The following is a 17666-nucleotide window of genomic DNA, read 5'->3' on the forward strand; positions in this document are numbered from 1 at the left end:
GAAGCAATCTCAGGATATTTGACGAGATTGCCACGCAGCCTACGGCTGCTCGCAATGACGTTTCATTGCTTCCATCTATTGTGAAACCAAAACCATTGAGCAGGATTTTGCTTAACCCATTCTCCTAGCATTTGATTAATATTAAGCATAATATTATAGCAATCGGCTTTATTATCACCGGTTTGCTCCAACTTTAATTGCGGATGAACTATTACTTTAAAATAACTGCCTTTAGTTCTAATGATTTGGCAAGGTATAATTGGATATTTATACTGCAAAGCAATTTTAGCGATGGCGCTTGCAGTCATAGCAGGATGCCCTAAAAAAGGCACTTCAATTCCATCGTTCATTTTTTGATCAACAAGCATAACAATAGATTCACTCTCCTTGATAGCCCTGACTAAAGCTCTGCTACCTTCAGGACCTTTCGGTATAAGTCTTAATTTATCACCGGCACGACTTGCATTAACCAACTTGTTAATATATGGGTTATTTGCTTTACGATAAATTACGGCAACTTTCGGATAAAATTTATGAAGAATCTTAATACTAATATCCCAATTGGCAAAGTGACCGCTAAATAATAAAAAAGGTTGTCCTTCAAGTTTTTTAATATTTTCTATGCCGATTATTGCGATTCTACGCTCTAACTCGGCTTCATCCATCTTGCTAACATATGTAAATTCACCGATAAACCTACCAAAATTATCCCAAGTTTGATCTATGATTTTGTCAACATCACACATATAACCGAATACTACTTTAATATTTCGTCTAGCAATTTTATTAACAGCCAATAATATACCGACTTTTCTTGCTATAAAACTACAAATATCCGCCGCTTTATCTACACCGAATATTCCTATTACTTTCAGGAATATAACAACGATAAAATACTCAATTAAATATCTAAGCTTTTTTAAAAATTTTTTCATTTAATAAATCAGGATGGTTTATAGATAATTCTACATCTAGACAGACAATATTATTATTTAAATCATTAAACTTAACATGATCTTTTCTTGTAGTAACTAAGGTAGCATTATGCTCTTTAGCTAATGAATATAAATTTTCTAAATCTGCTTGTAAATAATTATAATGATCAGGAAAAATTTTGTAACCGGTTATATTTAATCCGTAATGTTTTAAAGTCGCAAAGAAACGCTCAGGATTACCGATACCGCTAAAAGCAAAATAATTTTTAGTTTTATCTATATTATTTGAAGGAACTATTTGAGCATTTATTAACTTATTGACATAAGGAGTTAAAATCTTCGGTATTTTATCTTGGTGGCTACTGACTAAAAAAATTAAATCAGCTGCATCAAGGGCTTTATTTGGATATTGTCTTAAAGGACCGGCAGGAATGAGAAAACCGTTGCCGAAAAGCCTTTGGCTATCTACTGAGACTATAGTAAAGTCTTTATGAAAATAAGGATTTTGTAGGAAATCATCAACTATTATTATATCAGGTTTAAGCTCGTTAATTAACGGCAGAATCTCTTTAATATTTTTAGTAGCAATAACTGCTCCGTACTTTGCAAGTATTACCCCCTCATCTCCTACCTCTAATGCTGTATGTCCTTGATGTATGGTAGTTGCACTTTTCAGGTTACTACCATAAGCCTTAGTTACTATTACAAAACTTACATTTCTAGCTTTTAGTAATTTGGCTAGATACATTACTATCTGCGTCTTACCCGTACCTCCTACGCTACAATTACCGACACAAATAACTTTAGCAGGCAACATAATAGGACGTGCTAAACTAGCTCGTAAATAGCCTAAAAATTGATATATCAAGCTTATAGGCAAAAGCAAATAAGCTATAATATTTCGCTTCTGCCAAAATTCAGGATATAAAAGTTTGATCATAGTTTAACATTTATGGTAGTTACAAATAAAGTCAAACGGATTGATTGCTTTATTATCTAACAGAATTTCAAAATGCAAATGTTCACCCGTTGCATTACCAGTGCTTCCTTGTATACCGATAAATTGACCACGCTTAATTTTATTTCCTTCCTTGACTGACATTTCTTTTAAATGAGCATATTTCGTAACAAATTTGCGTCCATGTTTAATCTCAACAAAATTCCCGTAATCAGGTGCTCTAGCGGCTTTTATAACAATTCCGCTTGCTGCCGCATATATCGGTGCTGCTTTTTTAGCTTGTAAATCAATACCGCTATGGAAACATTTCTTTTTTCTTTTCTTTTTATGAGGACTTGTCCTAGTTCCGTAATGGCTAGTAATTTTCGGCTCATATTCCGGCATCATAAGTGGTATTGTACTAATTATTTTATCAAGCTTGGTTAATTCTGAGATATTATTCCTATGAGTTTGTTTTTTTGCAAAATAGCTAGCTTCCGGTTTAGAGAGAAACTTATATTTTGAATGTAGTTTTGTTACAACTGCTTTTATATTAGCTATTTTTATTTCGGCTGCTTTATTAAATTCTGCTGGGTTTTTATTATGTAATTTGTGTAAAAAAATCTTATTTTGTTTAGGGTTATTAATTATTAGACCTAAGTTTTTTGCATATATACATTTGCTATTTTTGTTTGTTAAATCATACTGTACTACTAAATCCGCATGGCTGATTTTATATTTTTGTTTTAATTGAGATGAAGTAGTAGCAAGTAACGTAGTATCACTAGATTTTTTAATACTGCTACAACCTTGAACAAGAAAAACTATAAACAGTAAAAAGATATATTTTTTAAAAGACATTAAAGATAAATGTATGTAAATTTCAAATTAAGAGTGCCACTTAAATATTCTGTTAATTGCTCTAATTCTCCTCTAATATTTGGAGGGTTAATTAACATTAACCCACACTTTACCATATTTTTATCACTATTTAAAAGCTCATATTCAATAATCATAGTTTCTTTAAATCCGATATTTTTGTAATTATGGTAAAAATCACGGACTAAAGATAAATCTTTTATAGGATACCAAATTAAGACAGTATTATTAAGAACTCGTAGCTTAATTTTTTTAAGTGCTTCAAGTAATTTTTGAAACTCATTTTTTACTTCAAAAGGCGGATCAAGAAAAATTAATCCTCTATTCTCTTTAAATGGTAGCAAAGCTTTGATAGCATTATAAGCATCTATATTATGCGTATCATTTGGTAATAATTTTTTTAAACTTAAATAATCGCTTGGATGAAGTTCGCAGGCAATTAAGCGATCATTTGGTCTTAATAATTGCTTAATTATAAAAGGTGAACCTGGGTAGTGACTTTTGCCTGCTATATTTATTATATTTAAAAAAGTTTGTAAGAGCTGAGAAATAGGATCGGTAGCTTGCAGTAATTTATTAATTCCCGTATCGCTTTCTAGAGTTTTAGAAGCCGCCTCCGAGTTTAAATCGTAAAGACCTAGCCCAGTAAAAGCATCTAAAACCGCAAAAGGTTTTTTGAGCTGTTCTAAAATATTAATTAGGACTAAATGTTTGACTATATCGGCAAAATTGCCTGCATGATAAATATGACGATAGTTCATTTTAAATTAATCATAAATTTCACTTCTATGACCAACTCGCACGCATGGCTCTATGTCATTCCCGCTTTCGCGGGAATGACATAGAGCATATACTTTATAAACCATATGTCTTGTTTAAGAATTCCGTTGCTTCTGCTGAAGTAAGTAATTTATCACTTTTATTATTGCTTCTTGCTAAAGCAGTTTCTGCATCTTCTCTATCTTCTTTTAGTGCACGTAAATAATTTTTAATGGCTTCTCGTATTAGTAGATTTAGGCATCTCGTCTAATTTAGCTACAGTAATTATATATTATATCATAGTATAATTTACTGTGCAATCTTTCGTAAAAGCAGTGTAGATTAATACTATAGCCTTTAATTAGACATTCTTTAAGTAAGTTAGTAGCCCATTTTCTGAAAGCGATCCCTCTCTTAGAATTTACCCTATATCCTACTGATATTATCATATCTAAATTATAGTATTCTACTTGGTATGTTTTACCATCAGCGGCAGTATGTACAAAATTTGCACATACTATATAGTTTTCTTTCTTTTAGAATTTTATTAATATGTTTTGTAATAACTGTTCTATCTTTGTCAAAAAGTTTAGCATTGCCTAGAAAAAGTTGTTTTATAGTGTAGTTTAGCTTTCCGATGTCATTCCCGCGAAAGCGGGAATGACATCGAGTTTTTTATTTACTATCATTTAGTTAGCAATGCCTTGCTTTAAACATTTTTTATAAGCGTAAGCCATTCTTCTTCATCAATAATTTTAATATTAAGCTCTTTAGCTTTTTTAAGTTTACTGCCTGCATCAACGCCGGCTACAACTAAATCCGTGTTCGATGATACGCCAACTGCAACTTTAGCCCCAAGCTTCTCAGCCGTTGCTTTAGCTTCTGCTCTAGATATCGTCGGTAAACTACCGGTAAATACGACTATCTTGTCTATTAAACTACTCTGTTCTCTAGTCTCTTTATAATCTTCAATATTTAATATTTCACCAAGTTTTTTGATAAGCTCAATATTTTCTTTAACATTAAAAAAATCAATAATATCTACTAAAATCTTATCACCAATTCCTTCTAAATTGTTTAGTTTTTGATAAATATCAGGCTCATTTGTTCTAAGCAATTCCATTTGAGCTATAAAATTATTATAGCTGCCAAATTCTCTAGCAAGTAATTTAGCATTGTGTTCACCGATATGCCTTATGCCTAATGCATATATAAATCTTGGCAAACTAACGTTTTTTGATTTTTCTATATTTTTAAAAAGATTTTCTACTGATTTTTTACCCCATCCATCCATATTTTCAAGTTTTGCTAAGCTAGAGTCATTTTTTTCTTTTAAAAAGAAAATATCTAAAGGATTACTAATCAATCCCTTATCTATTAAAAACTCAACTTGCTTACGCCCAAGCCCCTCAATATCCATAGCATTTTTCGATACAAAATGACGGATACGCTCATAATTCTGAGCAGGGCAGTTAAGGCCATTATCACAGCGTATAATAATATCTTCAGGCGTATAATGCAATTTAGAATTGCATGACAGACAAAATAAAGGAGTATCAAACGTTTCTGTATCATTAGGACGTTTATCAAAATCAACTCCCATGATTTTAGGAATAACGTCACCAGCACGTTGCAGGAATACATAATCCTTAATTCGCAAATCTTTTCGTGCAATTTCTTGGAAATTATGTAATGTTGCTCTGCTAACAGTGACCCCGCCTATTTCTATGGGTTCAAGTTCGGCTACTGGCGTTAACGTACCAGTTCTACCGACCTGTACAGTAATAGAAAGTAACTTTGTTTGTCCTATTATTGCAGGAAATTTATGAGCGGTAGCAAAGCGTGGATTTCGTGCAATAAAGCCCATTCTATTTTGCAGTGCAAAATCATTTAGCTTATATACTACTCCATCAATTTCATAAGGTAAATTTTCTCTATTTATTTTGAGATATTCGTAAAAGGCAAAAATTTCTTCTTCAGAACTCGCAAGTTTAGATATTTCATTAATGTTAAAGCCGCATTCTTTTAATTTTGTAAGTAATTGATCTTGTGAAGAAGCGAGATTCTGTTCAGTTACCCCTCCTGAATATACAAAATATTTGAGCGGTCTTTTAGCCGTAATAGAAGAATCAAGCTGACGAAGTGATCCGGCAGCAGCATTACGAGGATTGGCAAATTTATCCTTGCCCTGCTCTTCTTGTTCTTTATTTAGATTTAAAAAATCTTGTTTTTCAATATAAATTTCCCCTCGTACTTCTAAAAACTCCGGAACATTATCTATTTTATGAGGAAAATTTTTGATTGTTTTAATATTTGCTGTTATATCTTCACCGACATATCCGTCACCTCTTGTAGCTCCCGTTGTAAGCACCCCGTGTTTATAAACAGCAGAAAAAGACAAACCGTCTATTTTAGGTTCACAAAAGATAGGAGCAAACTCATTAAGGCGTAAGAAAATTTTTATGCGGTCTACAAAATCTCTCACATCTTGCTCATCAAAAGCATTACTGAGAGATAGCATGGGCACTTGATGCGTAACTTTAGCAAATTTATTTGCTATTTTAGCCCCTACTTTTTTGCTAGGACTATTTTCTAAAATTAAATGAGGAAATTTTTGTTCTAACTTGAGATTGGTATTAAATAGCTGATCATACTCGCTATCAGAAACTAAAGGATTATCTTCTATATAATAAGCATGGTTATACGCTGCAATTTTATCAGCGAGTTCTTCTAGTAATTTTTGTGCTTCCTCTTCAGATATTAAATCAATATTTGGCATTAGTAGTTCATACTTTTACAATCAAATCCAATTCCTAAAATTTTTATTTTCTTCAAAATCGCTAATTGCTCGTTTTAGTCTTTCAGCATTTTTAGGACTTTTTAACAAGTATAGTTTCCTCCATAGCATTATGATCTTCAAGCGACATAATAACCACCGGTTTTTGTTTTTGTCTAGTTACAATCACTGAATTGTGATCTGCACAAACTTTTTTCATAACATAACCTACTTAAGTACGTTTACATGTAATAAGGCATGTTTTATAACTAGTCACTTTAAGAATCAAAATCAAAATCTTTACCTAGTTTAATATATGCTCTAATACGGCTCATGAGATTTTGGAAATATGTTAAATTATGCCATGTCATTAGCATAGAGCCAAGTATTTCACCGATTCTAACTAAATGATGTAGATAAGCTTTACTATAGTTTCTACAAGCAGGACATAGGCAATCATGTTCTAGCGGCTTGTTATCATCGGCATATTTGCTATTGCGGATATTTACCGTACCGTATTTCGTAAAAGCCTGACCATTGCGACCTGAGCGTGTCGGGATTACGCAGTCAAACATATCTATACCCCTGCTAACCGCACCTATAATATCAGCAGGCTTACCGACTCCCATTAAATAACGTGGCTTATTTTGCGGCAGAAAATCAGGAGCATAATCAAGTACTTTAAACATAAGCTCCTGCCCCTCACCTACTGCAAGTCCACCTATAGCATAACCCTCAAAATCAAGTTCTACTAGATCCTTAGCCGATTGCTCACGTAATTCTTCGTAAACGCTACCTTGAATAATACCGAATTGTGCATAGCCTTCCCGCTTAACAAAAGTATTACGTGATCTATTCGCCCATCTAGTCGTAAGCTGCATAGAAGTTTTAGCTTCTTCAAAGGTTGCAGGGTAAGGCGTACATTCATCAAAAGCCATAGTGATTGTGCTACCGAGCAGATATTGTATTTCGGTAGAACGCTCAGGAGTTAACATATATTTATCGCCGTTAATATGAGAGCTGAAACTTACTCCCTCTTCGGTGATCTTGCATAACTTCGATAGCGACATTACCTGAAAACCGCCAGAATCGGTTAATATCGGCTTATCCCAATTCATGAATTTATGTAAGCCACCAAGCTGTACTATACGTTCGGCAGTCGGCTGAAGCATTAAGTGGTAAGTATTGCCAAGCAATATATCCGCCCCCGTTTCTGCTACCGATTCAGGTAGCATTGCCTTAACCGTTCCTCTAGTTCCAACTGGCATAAAAGCGGGTGTACGCATCTCACCGTGTGCGGTTACGATAATACCGCTTCTAGCTTTTTTATGCTGATGATGAATATTAAAAGAAAATTTTGACACTGATCATCACTTATTTTTAAAAGCAATATCTTAGCATACTATAGTTTATCCTGGAATATAAAAATTAAGATTAAAAGCAGATATCACCTAAAAGCAGTTGTTTTATGCTGTAATTTAGCCTTCCGATGTCATTCCCGTGTAATGATAATCTTTTCAACTCTAAATAATTATAGTCATTGACTTATTTTAATTACTTTATAGATTACTTTTCTTAAAAATGATAATTAAACTCTGTCATTCATAATATAATTTAATTTATAAGAGTTAAAATATGGAAAATAAAGAAGAAGAAACTTTAACCTTTGAGTGAATAATAGATGAAGAGGAGGAAAAGCGTTTAAAAGCTCACAATGCAAGGAAAGAGCTTAAGTTAATATTAATAACATTTGCTATTATTCTCACTAGTTTTTTAACTTTTTGTTATTTCTTTTTTAAATATATAGAAGAAAAAGCAGCAGGGTATAAATTACAGCAAGAACAAGAAGCAAAAATAAATAATAACACAAAATGAAATTGTTTAAATACAATGTAACCAAAAACTATTAATCTATTTAAAGTTAAAAAATTATTTGTTATTACAATTTTTACACTTTTGCTTTAATTGTAATCAACTATTATTAATATAAATAAAATAACTTTTATGGAAGATATAAACTCTTGGAAAGAAAAGTTTGAAATTTGTGTTTACGCTAAAAAGCTAGTTGATAAACTCGAATATTTAAACACTAAAGTAAAAAATCCTGTTGATATAGAGGAAGTTAAAACAGGTATCTACTACGCTCGTAAATATCATGGTTCACAAATGCGTCAGTCAGGTGATCCGTATTATTCGCACCCGATCGAAGTAGCGATTATGCTTGCAAAGTTTGTAGCAGACGAAGCGCCTAAGCTTTTTACTTCTAATATGATAAATGCTGCTCTACTTCCACTATACTATTGAGGATACAGAACTTACTGAAAAGCTGATCATCGAAATTTTTGGTAAAGAAATAGCAAAACATGTAGAAGGTTTAACTAGAATTAAACCTCACGGACAAATCAGTGTCGAAGAAAGCTTAAACCTATTAATTAAGCAAAAAAGATAGGATACCGCACTTATAAAATTATTTGATCGTATTCATAATGTACAAACATTAGGAGCTAAATCACCTGAAAAAGCGAAGCAGATCATTGTGGAAACATTTAAGAAGTGTCTAGTTGTTGCTATACATTTAGAGTGTTATGAAATTGAAGAAAAGTTTAATGAAATTTGCTATAGGTTTTTATACAAAGATAAATATCATTATTCACTATGAATAACCTGCTTCTTTTTCCAACTTTTGAAAATGATTTAGACCAAACATACAAATTATAAGTAATGGAACCATCACAACAAACAAACCATATTGACCCAAATATTTTGTTAAATATATAATTCCAAACGAAGTGATTATACACATTAAGGCTCTAGACACAGCATATATAATACTACTGTAAAGCGTTTAAAAACCGGAGCCTAAAAAAGATTGAAACAGCAGGAACAGTATCAAATGAACATATTATCAAACCTATTTGAATTAAAAGAAGCTGGAAAGGTGTAGTTGTACTTTTTAAAAGGTATGGTGCAAATAGAATAAATATAAGAGTAAAGCTAATTTTACTCTAAGAATTTTTAAAGGATATATTTTATAACTTAGAAAACATATTTAAAGACATACTAGCTAGGTGGAACATTGAAATAATAAAATTATGATGAACAACCTGAGCTGCACTATATCCAAATGCATTCTTTAAAACTTCACCACAAGTAATATAAGTATAGTAGAAAATATGGGCCAAGCACAACCATTATGAAAAAATATATAGTTGTCTTCTTATTAGGTTTTTGGTAAAAAATCTCATCGTTTTTTAATTCTTTTTTGTCAATATTTGCTTTTTCATATTTTCGTAAAAGTCTAGCACTTGCATCTACAAAATCAGGCGTTTCTCTAAGATGAGCTTTAGCGTAACCTCTCACAACTACAATAATTGCATCTATCCCAACGGCAAGACGCCCATTAAATCCTTGAGTAGTAACTAAAGATACTATAGCTAAAGCTACAGTTGTCCCAATTACTGATGCTACGGCAATAAAAGAAACTACGGGATATTGTATAGGTGGTTTTGTAATTTCAGTTAAATAAAGTTCTGCTACTACTATTTCACCTACAGAAGCTATACCTTGAATTGCACAGCAAATTGTGATTAATACAGCAGCAAAATAACCTACTTGTTCATAAGTAGGAGCATTTGCCATAATTATACAGGATAAAGCCATTAAGGTAGATAATAACAGTAGATTTTCGCCCTAATGTATATCTATCACCTATTCAACCAAAAACATATGCTCCTAGTGGTCTAAATATAAAGGTAGCACAAAAGGTAAAGGCAGAGAGAAGAGCAGCTGCACTCGCATCATATGTAGAAAAGAACAATTCATTGATACTGCTAAATGGACATACAACATTAAATCACAATACTCAAGAAAAGTAGCTGTAGATAAAATTCCCGTGGCTGCTTTTTGGTCGCTTGTTAAACTTCTCTGTTCTTTTTCATAGCCTAGAATAAATTCTTTACAAAAAATTAAATTGTACAGAAATTTATACTGTTTTATATAAAAGTCAATAGAAAATTTCACTTTACACGATAAATAAGCAAAGGAAGTACAACTTAATATATTCCGTGAATTGATAGAAAGAAGCTATAATATATTGCGATGTTTTTTATAGTTGTAATTATATAGATTTAACTGTATTCCCCAGCAAATAGTAACGTTAAAAGCAAGAAACAAGCTAACAATTAGTACTTTAAATTTACTTTATTTTATTAGCATGGATAGATATGTGATAAATAAACTAATTGAGAGAAAAAATAAATAATATACAGTAATAATGGTTCATTTTTAGATTGAAAAGCAAAAATACTATACTATCATTGGTAGTTATAATTAAATATATTTAAAATATGCTTTTTCAATCACTAAATTTATACTCTATCTTAGTTGTAGGTCTTACAGCTACTTTTATCGTGTTTATGCGTCAATTATCTTATTACAAACAGCAAATTATTAATAAGGATTTAAAAATAATACCTGCATATTTTGATAAAAAAATGTTATATAAAATTCTTAATAATAACTGCGATAGATATTCTGCTCTTGAAATGATTAAATCATATTTTAAGTTGAAAACTGCAAGATCGTTATCATATGCAGAACTTGAAAATGATAAGCAATTAAGCGAATTATTTAGAGATTCTTTAAACTATTTTATTGATGATTTTATATCAAAATCCGATACATCAGTTACAGTAAATAAAGTGTTTAGTATACAAGATGAACATAACAATACTCATAAATCATATGCGTTTTTAGAGAAAAATAAAATATCGGACAAAACACATCAAATGCTTATATATTTCAAAGTGCATTATATAATGACCAAAGACGATGAAGAAAGCTTAAACACTTTCATACACTTGGCTAAGATAATTTAGATTTCCCAAAAACAAAATCAGACACTCAAATAACAAATTTAAGAGTGAGCTTAACGAAGTCGTATAAGCGAACCTTACCAAATGCAGTATCAAGAGCTTAATATTGAAACTATATTTTTAAGTAAGACAGAGTTATTTAAAGCTCGGTTTAGAGTTACCTAAACCGAGAGATAAATTACTACTTACCTAAAAGTCGATATGTAACATTTTTTAAGAATTTTCTTTTAATATAAGTACATACTAAAAATGTCAGTACGGTACTTGGAACATAGCGAATTATCGTAGGTAAATATCTTATTAAGGTCTTAGTTGAGACTCAGTCAGTAAACGACGTACTGATGCTCTCTACTAACTCTCTACTTTTTGATCTTAAACAATCTAAAGTACGATATCTATTTTTGTATTTTAAATAACATCTCACAGCTTCAATAACCATAGAAGATATAATTTATTCCGCTTTGCATAAGAAAATAAAATTCCAGACTATCCGAACAATAACAATAATTAGCAATAACTATTAAAACTAAACCTAGAATATTAAAAAAATAGACGAATGGTTTGCCATAAGCTTTCTCTTCTTGCTTAATGCTACTTTTTAATAATTCATATATTAGAGATTTTAACATGGAATTACCTATTTCATAAGAATAGCGAGCAATACACCTACACCAAAAGCGTAAGCGAGATTCCGCAAAGGGTGGTCACGTGTCGACTCACATAAATCCGCTACATTAGCTTTACCTTTATCCATTCCTTTATCTTTATAATGTTCCATAACGGGATGATAAATTACCTAACTGCTCATCTAGAATATCTCCGGATTACCTTTTAAATTACGTAATCTTGACACTAAGCTTTCAATATCTTTTTTGATACCTTCGACATCTGCTTTAGCAGAGTTTGAATTTGATTCTTTCATAATTTACTCCTTTATTAGTTTACATTTTGTTAAGCAAATTATTTTGCCTACAAACCTTATACAATGCTCCTCTTATAAGAACTTTACAATAGCTTAAACAATAAAAAAACCGAATCTAAACTAGATTCGGCTAAATTTAATGATTTTTTATTTTGTATTACTTCTACTTACTACCGAATGAAAAAACAATTTTGTTAATTAATGATTCAATATTAATTGCTGATTGAGTATATTTTATCTCTTCATTAGCCGCTAAATTTTCATCGTCATTACCTGGTACAATTGAAATATATTTACCTCCAAGTAACCCGCTGGTGACTACTTGGGCTTTAGAATCTTTAGGTATTTTAACATCATCATTAATATTTAGATATACACTTGCATCAAAACTATTTGGATCTAAAGTAATTTGCTTTACACTACCGATTTTTATACCTGAAATCATTACGTCGCTTCCAACTGCTATCCCTTCCGCACTTTGGAAATGAGCAGTTACCTGATATCCTTTTGAGCTAGTTATAGAACTACCTGTTTTGTAAGCAAAAATCAAAAATAGTAAAGCAATAATTAATACTACAAAGCCTATAATTGTTTCAATAATGTTCTGTTGCATTGTTTTTTATATTTTATTAATTAATTACGGTTGCCATCTATTATATTTAAGATTTGATGTTTTAGGCAGCTTTTTAACTATTTTATTATTCTTTTGCCATGGAAAAAGCTGAATATTTTTTGGTATCTCATTTACTAAATGATGTAACCAAGCGTGCCAACTTGGCGGAATTTTTGTAGGTTCATTTACATTTTTATAAATAACAAACCTCCTTGGACGCCCTAAATAATCAATATTACAGCTTTCATAATATTGATTCAAAAACTCATCTTCTCCTACTTTTTTGTGAAAAAAAGTAATAAAACACTTATCTATCCACGACATTTTAAAATTTCTATAGCAGTTTCTCTTCCTTGCACTGCAAGTTTATCGGCAGCAATATTACCGCTATTATTTGCATGACCTTTTACCCATTTCCAAATAATAGTATGTTTACTCAATTCTGCGTATAATTTTTGCCATAAATCGGCATTTTTAACAGGTTCATTGTTGCTTTTACACCAATTATTTTTTATCCAATTATGAATCCAAGCGGTAATTCCTTGTTGCAAATATTTACTATCGGTATAAATCTCAACATTACAAGATTTTTTTAAAATCCTCAAGGCTTCAAGTGCTGCCATAATTTCCATACGATTATTAGTCGTATCTAACTCATACCCAAATACTTCTTTGCTAGTATCATTAAATTGAAGCAAAGCTCCCCACCCTCCGGGACCTGGATTACCCGCACATGCACCATCAGTATATATCACTACTTTTGAATCCATAATATGCATTAACTAGGTTTAGAAGAATTACGAAACTTATCTAACATTATAACATTTGGACTTGAAGATGATGAAGTCTGATAACTTTTATTATTACTTATTGCCTCTTCATGTTGAGGATTTTCATGTATATTTAACGACTGACTAAAAGTGAGACTGTAATTATTATTGGAATCAACAAAGCTAATAAGTGCATTAAAAGGTACGTAAATTATTTCTTTAACACCGTCAAAACTTACCGTTAAAGAAAAGCCCGTATCATTTACTATTAAATTTTCAAACTGATATTGCAGTACTATTGTTATCTGTTTCGGATATGCCTGTTTAACTTTTGAAGGTAAAATTACCTCAGGATTATCGGTTCTGTACGATATGTATATTAACTGATCCCAATATAAATTTTCATGCTGAATTTTTGTTAGAATTTTTTTCACAAATTCTAGCATATATTCATGCACAAATTTTTTATATTCAATATTCATACGAGAAAAATAAATAAAAATAGGTCGACGAAGTTTAATTTGAACAGTTTAAGTCATTGCAAGGAAAAACTGTAAGTTTTGACGAAACAATCTCAGAAGTCCTACTTTATGAAATTGCCACATTCTCTACGTTCGCCTGCAATGACAAGATCAACCGTTTTTAGGCAATGCCAATTTTTCAAATTAAACAAGTATAAGTGAGGGTTTTTCTGTTGCCCGGCACACCCTCCAGCCGCGTAGGATTAAGCTGCTAAAGCTAAACGACCTACAGAACGATTATTATCGTTTGCGTTTCTTTGTTTTGACCCATATGGCACAAGCCATCGGCGGAATCATCCCGAGTAAAAGCAATCTTTTTATTAGGCACGTCGATCCTATTTCGCCCCCAAAAAATACTCGATGAACTTCGTATTGTCTACTCTTTAAGAGTTATTACATATTTAAACTTTTCTAAATGACCTAGCGAATAAAGAGAAATTTGAAGGCGACACGGAACGCAGAACCGCAGGGTACACGCAAGTAACCTGAGGATTCAAATACCGGGTCGACGTACAAATTACCTTTAGGAGCAAGTTATTTAGAACGTTTTGGTGGAGGCGTCGGGTACTGCCCCCGAGTCCGCAACCTCTATTCTAAATTACGTTTATTACTATAGCTATATTAGCACCAAATATTATGCCTTAATTTGATTAAAATGTAAAGGTCAAATAAGAATTCTAGATTTATATTAAAAATGGACTTATAATAAATGGTTAGAATTCTAAATTAAAAACTTAATTATGCTACCAAATCTTGGAATTATCGCCGGCAGAGGTTCATTACCTTACTTAATAGCAGGTAATTATACAAAGCAAGGCGGTAATTGCTATATCGCAGCAATTAAAGACGAAGCTGATATAGAGCAAATTAAAGATTTTGAATATAAGATTTTAAAAATCGGTATGGTCGGGGAAGCTATAAAATATTTTAAGGAGCATAAGGTAAAAAATATTATTTTTATCGGTGGAGTTAATAGACCAAATTTTAAAAATTTAGCTGTAGATAAAATAGGCGGTTTATTGCTTTTCAAAATAGTTGGGCAAAAAATTCGAGGAGATGATAGTTTGCTAAAAATAGTAGCGGATTTTTTTGAAAGTTACGGTTTCAAGGTAATTTCAAGTAATGAAATATATAAAAATCAACAAGGTAACTCCAATATTATCACCGATACTAACCCTATAAGTTCAGATAAAAATGATATTGAGCTTGGAATAAAATTATTGAATCATCTAAGTGCATTCGATATCGCACAATCGGTTATAGTTGAAAGTGGCTATATACTTGGTATAGAGGCTGCCGAAGGAACGGATAATTTAATAACGAGATGTGCAGATTTACGTAAAAATCCTCATGGAGGAGTATTAGTAAAAATAGCGAAATTAGGTCAAGATAATAGACTAGATATGCCGACGATCGGCCCTAATACTATAAAGAATCTTGCTAAATATAATTACAAAGGGGTAGCGATTCAAAAAAATAACGTAATTATAGTCGAAGAGGAATTAACTATAAAACTTGCTAATGAACATAAAATTTTTATAACAAAATGTTAGCAATAGGTATTACCGGTAGCTATGCATCGGGTAAAACTTTTATGTTGGATTATTTAGCAGAAAAAGGATATAAAACTTTTTGTGCCGATAGATGCATAAAAGAATTATATCAAGATGTAGTTTTGCAAACTCAGATTTTAAAATTACTACCTGAACTTGAGTCGTTCAATATTAGAAAAATCAGTAATTTAATTTACAATAACGACCTAGCTAGAGAAAAACTACAAAATTTTATTTACCCTTTACTAATAGATAAACTCATTTTATTTAAAAAAGAAAATGCTAATTCCAAATTTGGCTTTGCCGAAATACCGCTGCTTTATGAAGCTAAATTTGAGAAATATTTTGATTTTGTCGTAACAATATACTGCTCTGAAGAAATAAGAATGCAAAGAGCAATAACGAGATCTTCGTTTGATATAGAAATTTATAATAAAATCAAAGAAATTCAACTATCACAAGAGAGCAAAATAGCAAAAGCAGATTTTGCTATAAATAGCGGCGTTGATATGTTAGACTTGGAAAAACAAATAGCGAAACTAATAAAGGATTTGGAATGTCGAGTTTAAGAGAAATAATTTTAGATACCGAGACTACGGGACTTGAACCACGACAAGGTCATCGAATCGTTGAGATCGGTGCTATTGAGATGGTAAATAAGGTATTAACAGGCAGGAATTTTCATTTTTATATTAATCCTGAGCGAGATATGCCGTTTGAGGCTTATAGAATTCATGGCATATCCGGCGAATTTTTAAAAGACAAGCCTCTATTTCATACAATAGCCGATGATTTTTTAGAGTTTATTTCAGATAGCAAACTGATTATTCATAATGCTCCTTTCGATATTAAATTTCTAAATCATGAATTATCATTATTAAAAAGAACCGACATTAAACTCTTGGAACTAGCAAATACTATTGATACTTTAGTAATGGCTAGAAGCATATTTCCAGGCTCAAAATATAATCTTGATGCATTATGTAAAAGATTTAAAGTTGATAATGCAGGTAGGCAGTTTCACGGAGCTTTGAAAGATGCCGCATTACTTGCAGAAGTATATGTAGAGTTAATGGGCGGTAGACAATCCGCTTTTAAAATGGTTGATAAATCTGCCGTAATAAATAATTTAGCAACTAATCAAGTAAATAACAAAACAGAGCAAACTACTATTGTTATTAAACCTACAAAAGAAGAGCTGCAAAAACATAAAGAGTTTCTTAGTAGGATTTTAAAAACTGCTTAGTAAAACGTCATTGCGAGGAGAGGCAAAGCCTCGACGTGGCAATCTCAGGAATTTTATATTATTTCATGAGATTGCCACGCTCCTTTTAGTCGCTCGCAATAACGATTATCAATAATCCCCTTATCTATGAAAACAAATTTTCTTGTATTTATAACCTTTACAATACTTATCTCTTTAGGCTTTTGGCAGCTTAGTCGTTTAAAAGAAAAGAAATTATTTTTAGCTTCAATGCAAGCTAACCTAACCTCACCTGCAATTAATTTAGCAGAAATTCAAGACGGTTTACCTTATCACAAAGTAAAAATTACCGGTCAATTTTTGCCTAATAAAGACATATATTTATACGGTAGAAGGTCAATGTCGAGTGAAAAAGACGGATATTATTTAGTTACTCCTTTTAAAACCATAGAAGATAAAGTTATTTTAGTAGCACGAGGTTGGTTCAGTAATCGCAATAAAAATATTATCACGCAAGCTACAAACGACCGGAAGCACGAGATTATCGGTGTTACCATGCCATCAGAAAAAACTCGTATCTACTTACCTGCTAATGATATAAAAAATAATGTGTGGCTAACGCTAAATTTAAAAGAAATATCCAAAGTGTTAGGCTTAGATCTTGAGAATTTTTATATTATTGCGGAAGGAAAAGATATTAGCAATCTAGATATTTTATTACCTCTTGCAATAAATCATTTAGCAGCAATCAGAAATGACCATTTAGAATACGCCCTAACTTGGTTTGGACTTGCTATTTCTTTAATCGTAATATATGTAATTTATCGGCGTCGTTATATGGCTGTGGATGTCATCCCGCGAGCTTGTAGCGGGATCCAGAAAAATAATTAAAAAGACTGGACCCCGTGGTCAAGCCACGGGGT

Annotated in this window: 21 protein-coding genes, 1 other RNA gene and 2 pseudogenes; 8 read left to right on the top strand and 16 right to left on the bottom strand. The window is 31.7% G+C overall.

Annotated elements, in window-relative coordinates; genetic code table 11:
- Positions 1-62: 62 nt before the first annotated feature.
- The 4 genes from ACHBLB_RS00995 to rlmJ are packed head-to-tail and all read right to left on the bottom strand — an operon-like array spanning position 63 to position 3512.
- Entirely contained in the window at positions 63-935 is an 873-nt protein-coding gene (locus ACHBLB_RS00995; RefSeq protein WP_475841985.1) for a lipid A biosynthesis lauroyl acyltransferase, read from the bottom strand.
- Positions 910-1875, bottom strand: a complete 966-nt coding sequence (gene lpxK / locus ACHBLB_RS01000; RefSeq protein WP_475841987.1) for a tetraacyldisaccharide 4'-kinase — start codon at positions 1873-1875, stop codon at positions 910-912. The genes ACHBLB_RS00995 and lpxK overlap by 26 nt, the downstream gene beginning before the upstream one ends.
- Before the next feature lie 3 nt (positions 1876-1878).
- Positions 1879-2733 carry a M23 family metallopeptidase gene (locus tag ACHBLB_RS01005; protein ID WP_475841989.1) on the bottom strand — a complete coding sequence of 285 codons (855 nt, stop codon included), beginning with the start codon at positions 2731-2733 and terminating at the stop codon, positions 1879-1881.
- Positions 2733-3512 carry a 23S rRNA (adenine(2030)-N(6))-methyltransferase RlmJ gene (rlmJ, locus tag ACHBLB_RS01010; protein ID WP_475841992.1) on the bottom strand — a complete coding sequence of 260 codons (780 nt, stop codon included), beginning with the start codon at positions 3510-3512 and terminating at the stop codon, positions 2733-2735. Before rlmJ ends, ACHBLB_RS01005 begins: the two co-directional genes overlap by 1 nt.
- 44 nt (positions 3513-3556) lie before the next feature.
- Between rlmJ and ACHBLB_RS01015 the strand changes: the two genes are divergently transcribed.
- Positions 3557-3736, top strand: a complete 180-nt coding sequence (locus tag ACHBLB_RS01015; RefSeq protein ID WP_475841994.1) for a hypothetical protein — start codon at positions 3557-3559, stop codon at positions 3734-3736.
- A 46-nt stretch (positions 3737-3782) separates the two neighbouring features.
- Here the strand turns inward: ACHBLB_RS01015 and rhuM are convergent, their stop codons facing one another.
- From rhuM to tgt, 4 genes are all read right to left on the bottom strand, one after another.
- Positions 3783-4031: a RhuM family protein gene (rhuM, locus tag ACHBLB_RS01020; protein ID WP_081498230.1), complete on the bottom strand. Its 249-nt coding sequence runs from the start codon at positions 4029-4031 to the stop codon at positions 3783-3785.
- A gap of 188 nt (positions 4032-4219) precedes the next feature.
- Entirely contained in the window at positions 4220-6289 is a 2070-nt protein-coding gene (gene ligA / locus ACHBLB_RS01025) for an NAD-dependent DNA ligase LigA (protein WP_475841996.1), read from the bottom strand.
- Between the two features lie 91 nt (positions 6290-6380).
- A complete protein-coding gene (locus tag ACHBLB_RS01030) occupies positions 6381-6506 on the bottom strand; it encodes a type II toxin-antitoxin system Phd/YefM family antitoxin (protein WP_475841998.1) in 126 nt (41 codons plus the stop codon).
- 58 nt (positions 6507-6564) lie between these two features.
- A complete protein-coding gene (gene tgt, locus ACHBLB_RS01035; RefSeq protein WP_475842000.1) occupies positions 6565-7650 on the bottom strand; it encodes a tRNA guanosine(34) transglycosylase Tgt in 1086 nt (361 codons plus the stop codon).
- A gap of 310 nt (positions 7651-7960) precedes the next feature.
- Here tgt and ACHBLB_RS01040 point away from each other — a divergent pair, with 310 nt between their 5' ends.
- Positions 7961-8161, top strand: coding sequence for an RP671a family tick cell line-upregulated protein (locus tag ACHBLB_RS01040; protein ID WP_252903746.1), 201 nt, complete (start codon positions 7961-7963; stop codon positions 8159-8161).
- 129 nt (positions 8162-8290) lie between these two features.
- Positions 8291-8590 carry a bifunctional (p)ppGpp synthetase/guanosine-3',5'-bis(diphosphate) 3'-pyrophosphohydrolase gene (locus tag ACHBLB_RS01045; protein WP_085065604.1) on the top strand — a complete coding sequence of 100 codons (300 nt, stop codon included), beginning with the start codon at positions 8291-8293 and terminating at the stop codon, positions 8588-8590.
- Between the two features lie 837 nt (positions 8591-9427).
- Here the strand turns inward: ACHBLB_RS01045 and ACHBLB_RS01050 are convergent.
- A complete protein-coding gene (locus ACHBLB_RS01050) occupies positions 9428-9925 on the bottom strand; it encodes an MFS transporter (RefSeq protein WP_475842003.1) in 498 nt (165 codons plus the stop codon).
- Positions 9926-10632: 707 nt separating this feature from the next.
- On the opposite strand from ACHBLB_RS01050, the gene ACHBLB_RS01055 reads away from it, so the two are divergent.
- Entirely contained in the window at positions 10633-11163 is a 531-nt protein-coding gene (locus tag ACHBLB_RS01055) for a hypothetical protein (RefSeq protein ID WP_475842006.1), read from the top strand.
- Between the two features lie 178 nt (positions 11164-11341).
- On the opposite strand, the pseudogene ACHBLB_RS01060 reads toward ACHBLB_RS01055, so the two are convergent.
- From ACHBLB_RS01060 to ssrA, 7 genes and pseudogenes are all read right to left on the bottom strand, one after another.
- A pseudogene (locus tag ACHBLB_RS01060) lies at positions 11342-11789 on the bottom strand (hypothetical protein).
- Positions 11790-11797: 8 nt separating this feature from the next.
- Positions 11798-12082 (bottom strand): annotated as a pseudogene (locus tag ACHBLB_RS01065) (hypothetical protein).
- Positions 12083-12245: 163 nt separating this feature from the next.
- Positions 12246-12695 carry an outer membrane lipid asymmetry maintenance protein MlaD gene (mlaD, locus tag ACHBLB_RS01070; protein ID WP_475842008.1) on the bottom strand — a complete coding sequence of 150 codons (450 nt, stop codon included), beginning with the start codon at positions 12693-12695 and terminating at the stop codon, positions 12246-12248.
- A 24-nt stretch (positions 12696-12719) separates the two neighbouring features.
- Positions 12720-13019: an NADH-ubiquinone oxidoreductase subunit NDUFA12 family protein gene (locus ACHBLB_RS01075; protein ID WP_475842010.1), complete on the bottom strand. Its 300-nt coding sequence runs from the start codon at positions 13017-13019 to the stop codon at positions 12720-12722.
- Positions 13007-13474: a ribonuclease HI gene (gene rnhA / locus ACHBLB_RS01080; RefSeq protein ID WP_475842013.1), complete on the bottom strand. Its 468-nt coding sequence runs from the start codon at positions 13472-13474 to the stop codon at positions 13007-13009. The genes ACHBLB_RS01075 and rnhA overlap by 13 nt, the downstream gene beginning before the upstream one ends.
- The gene (locus ACHBLB_RS01085) at positions 13474-13947 is read right to left on the bottom strand and encodes a ClpXP protease specificity-enhancing factor SspB (protein ID WP_475842015.1); all 474 of its coding nucleotides are present in this window, start codon (positions 13945-13947) and stop codon (positions 13474-13476) included. Before ACHBLB_RS01085 ends, rnhA begins: the two co-directional genes overlap by 1 nt.
- A 196-nt stretch (positions 13948-14143) precedes the next feature.
- Positions 14144-14652: a transfer-messenger RNA gene (gene ssrA / locus ACHBLB_RS01090) on the bottom strand.
- A 74-nt stretch (positions 14653-14726) separates the two neighbouring features.
- Here ssrA and ACHBLB_RS01095 point away from each other — a divergent pair.
- From ACHBLB_RS01095 to ACHBLB_RS01110, 4 genes are all read left to right on the top strand, one after another.
- Complete coding sequence (locus ACHBLB_RS01095) at positions 14727-15539, top strand: LpxI family protein (protein ID WP_012151239.1); 813 nt, start codon at positions 14727-14729, stop codon at positions 15537-15539.
- Complete coding sequence (coaE, locus tag ACHBLB_RS01100; RefSeq protein WP_012736477.1) at positions 15533-16108, top strand: dephospho-CoA kinase; 576 nt, start codon at positions 15533-15535, stop codon at positions 16106-16108. The genes ACHBLB_RS01095 and coaE overlap by 7 nt, the downstream gene beginning before the upstream one ends.
- Positions 16096-16785, top strand: a complete 690-nt coding sequence (gene dnaQ / locus ACHBLB_RS01105; protein WP_475842018.1) for a DNA polymerase III subunit epsilon — start codon at positions 16096-16098, stop codon at positions 16783-16785. The genes coaE and dnaQ overlap by 13 nt, the downstream gene beginning before the upstream one ends.
- Positions 16786-16911: 126 nt before the next feature.
- Complete coding sequence (locus tag ACHBLB_RS01110; protein ID WP_475842020.1) at positions 16912-17634, top strand: SURF1 family protein; 723 nt, start codon at positions 16912-16914, stop codon at positions 17632-17634.
- Positions 17635-17666 lie beyond the last annotated feature (32 nt).

This window comes from Rickettsia lanei, assembly GCF_056242675.1.

Excerpts from the sequence above, each read along its gene's own strand:
- ACHBLB_RS00995 (WP_475841985.1), bottom strand. The coding sequence starts at position 935 with ATGAAAAAATTTTTAAAAAAGCTTAGATATTTAATTGAGTATTTTATC.
- lpxK (WP_475841987.1), bottom strand. The coding sequence starts at position 1,875 with ATGATCAAACTTTTATATCCTGAATTTTGGCAGAAGCGAAATATTATA.
- ACHBLB_RS01005 (WP_475841989.1), bottom strand. The coding sequence starts at position 2,733 with ATGTCTTTTAAAAAATATATCTTTTTACTGTTTATAGTTTTTCTTGTT.
- rlmJ (WP_475841992.1), bottom strand. The coding sequence starts at position 3,512 with ATGAACTATCGTCATATTTATCATGCAGGCAATTTTGCCGATATAGTC.
- ACHBLB_RS01015 (WP_475841994.1), top strand. The coding sequence starts at position 3,557 with ATGGCTCTATGTCATTCCCGCTTTCGCGGGAATGACATAGAGCATATA.
- ligA (WP_475841996.1), bottom strand. The coding sequence starts at position 6,289 with ATGCCAAATATTGATTTAATATCTGAAGAGGAAGCACAAAAATTACTA.
- ACHBLB_RS01030 (WP_475841998.1), bottom strand. The coding sequence starts at position 6,506 with ATGAAAAAAGTTTGTGCAGATCACAATTCAGTGATTGTAACTAGACAA.
- ACHBLB_RS01045 (WP_085065604.1), top strand. The coding sequence starts at position 8,291 with ATGGAAGATATAAACTCTTGGAAAGAAAAGTTTGAAATTTGTGTTTAC.
- ACHBLB_RS01050 (WP_475842003.1), bottom strand. The coding sequence starts at position 9,925 with ATGGCAAATGCTCCTACTTATGAACAAGTAGGTTATTTTGCTGCTGTA.
- ACHBLB_RS01055 (WP_475842006.1), top strand. The coding sequence starts at position 10,633 with ATGCTTTTTCAATCACTAAATTTATACTCTATCTTAGTTGTAGGTCTT.
- mlaD (WP_475842008.1), bottom strand. The coding sequence starts at position 12,695 with ATGCAACAGAACATTATTGAAACAATTATAGGCTTTGTAGTATTAATT.
- ACHBLB_RS01075 (WP_475842010.1), bottom strand. The coding sequence starts at position 13,019 with ATGTCGTGGATAGATAAGTGTTTTATTACTTTTTTTCACAAAAAAGTA.
- rnhA (WP_475842013.1), bottom strand. The coding sequence starts at position 13,474 with ATGCATATTATGGATTCAAAAGTAGTGATATATACTGATGGTGCATGT.
- ACHBLB_RS01085 (WP_475842015.1), bottom strand. The coding sequence starts at position 13,947 with ATGAATATTGAATATAAAAAATTTGTGCATGAATATATGCTAGAATTT.
- ACHBLB_RS01095 (WP_012151239.1), top strand. The coding sequence starts at position 14,727 with ATGCTACCAAATCTTGGAATTATCGCCGGCAGAGGTTCATTACCTTAC.
- coaE (WP_012736477.1), top strand. The coding sequence starts at position 15,533 with ATGTTAGCAATAGGTATTACCGGTAGCTATGCATCGGGTAAAACTTTT.
- dnaQ (WP_475842018.1), top strand. The coding sequence starts at position 16,096 with ATGTCGAGTTTAAGAGAAATAATTTTAGATACCGAGACTACGGGACTT.
- ACHBLB_RS01110 (WP_475842020.1), top strand. The coding sequence starts at position 16,912 with ATGAAAACAAATTTTCTTGTATTTATAACCTTTACAATACTTATCTCT.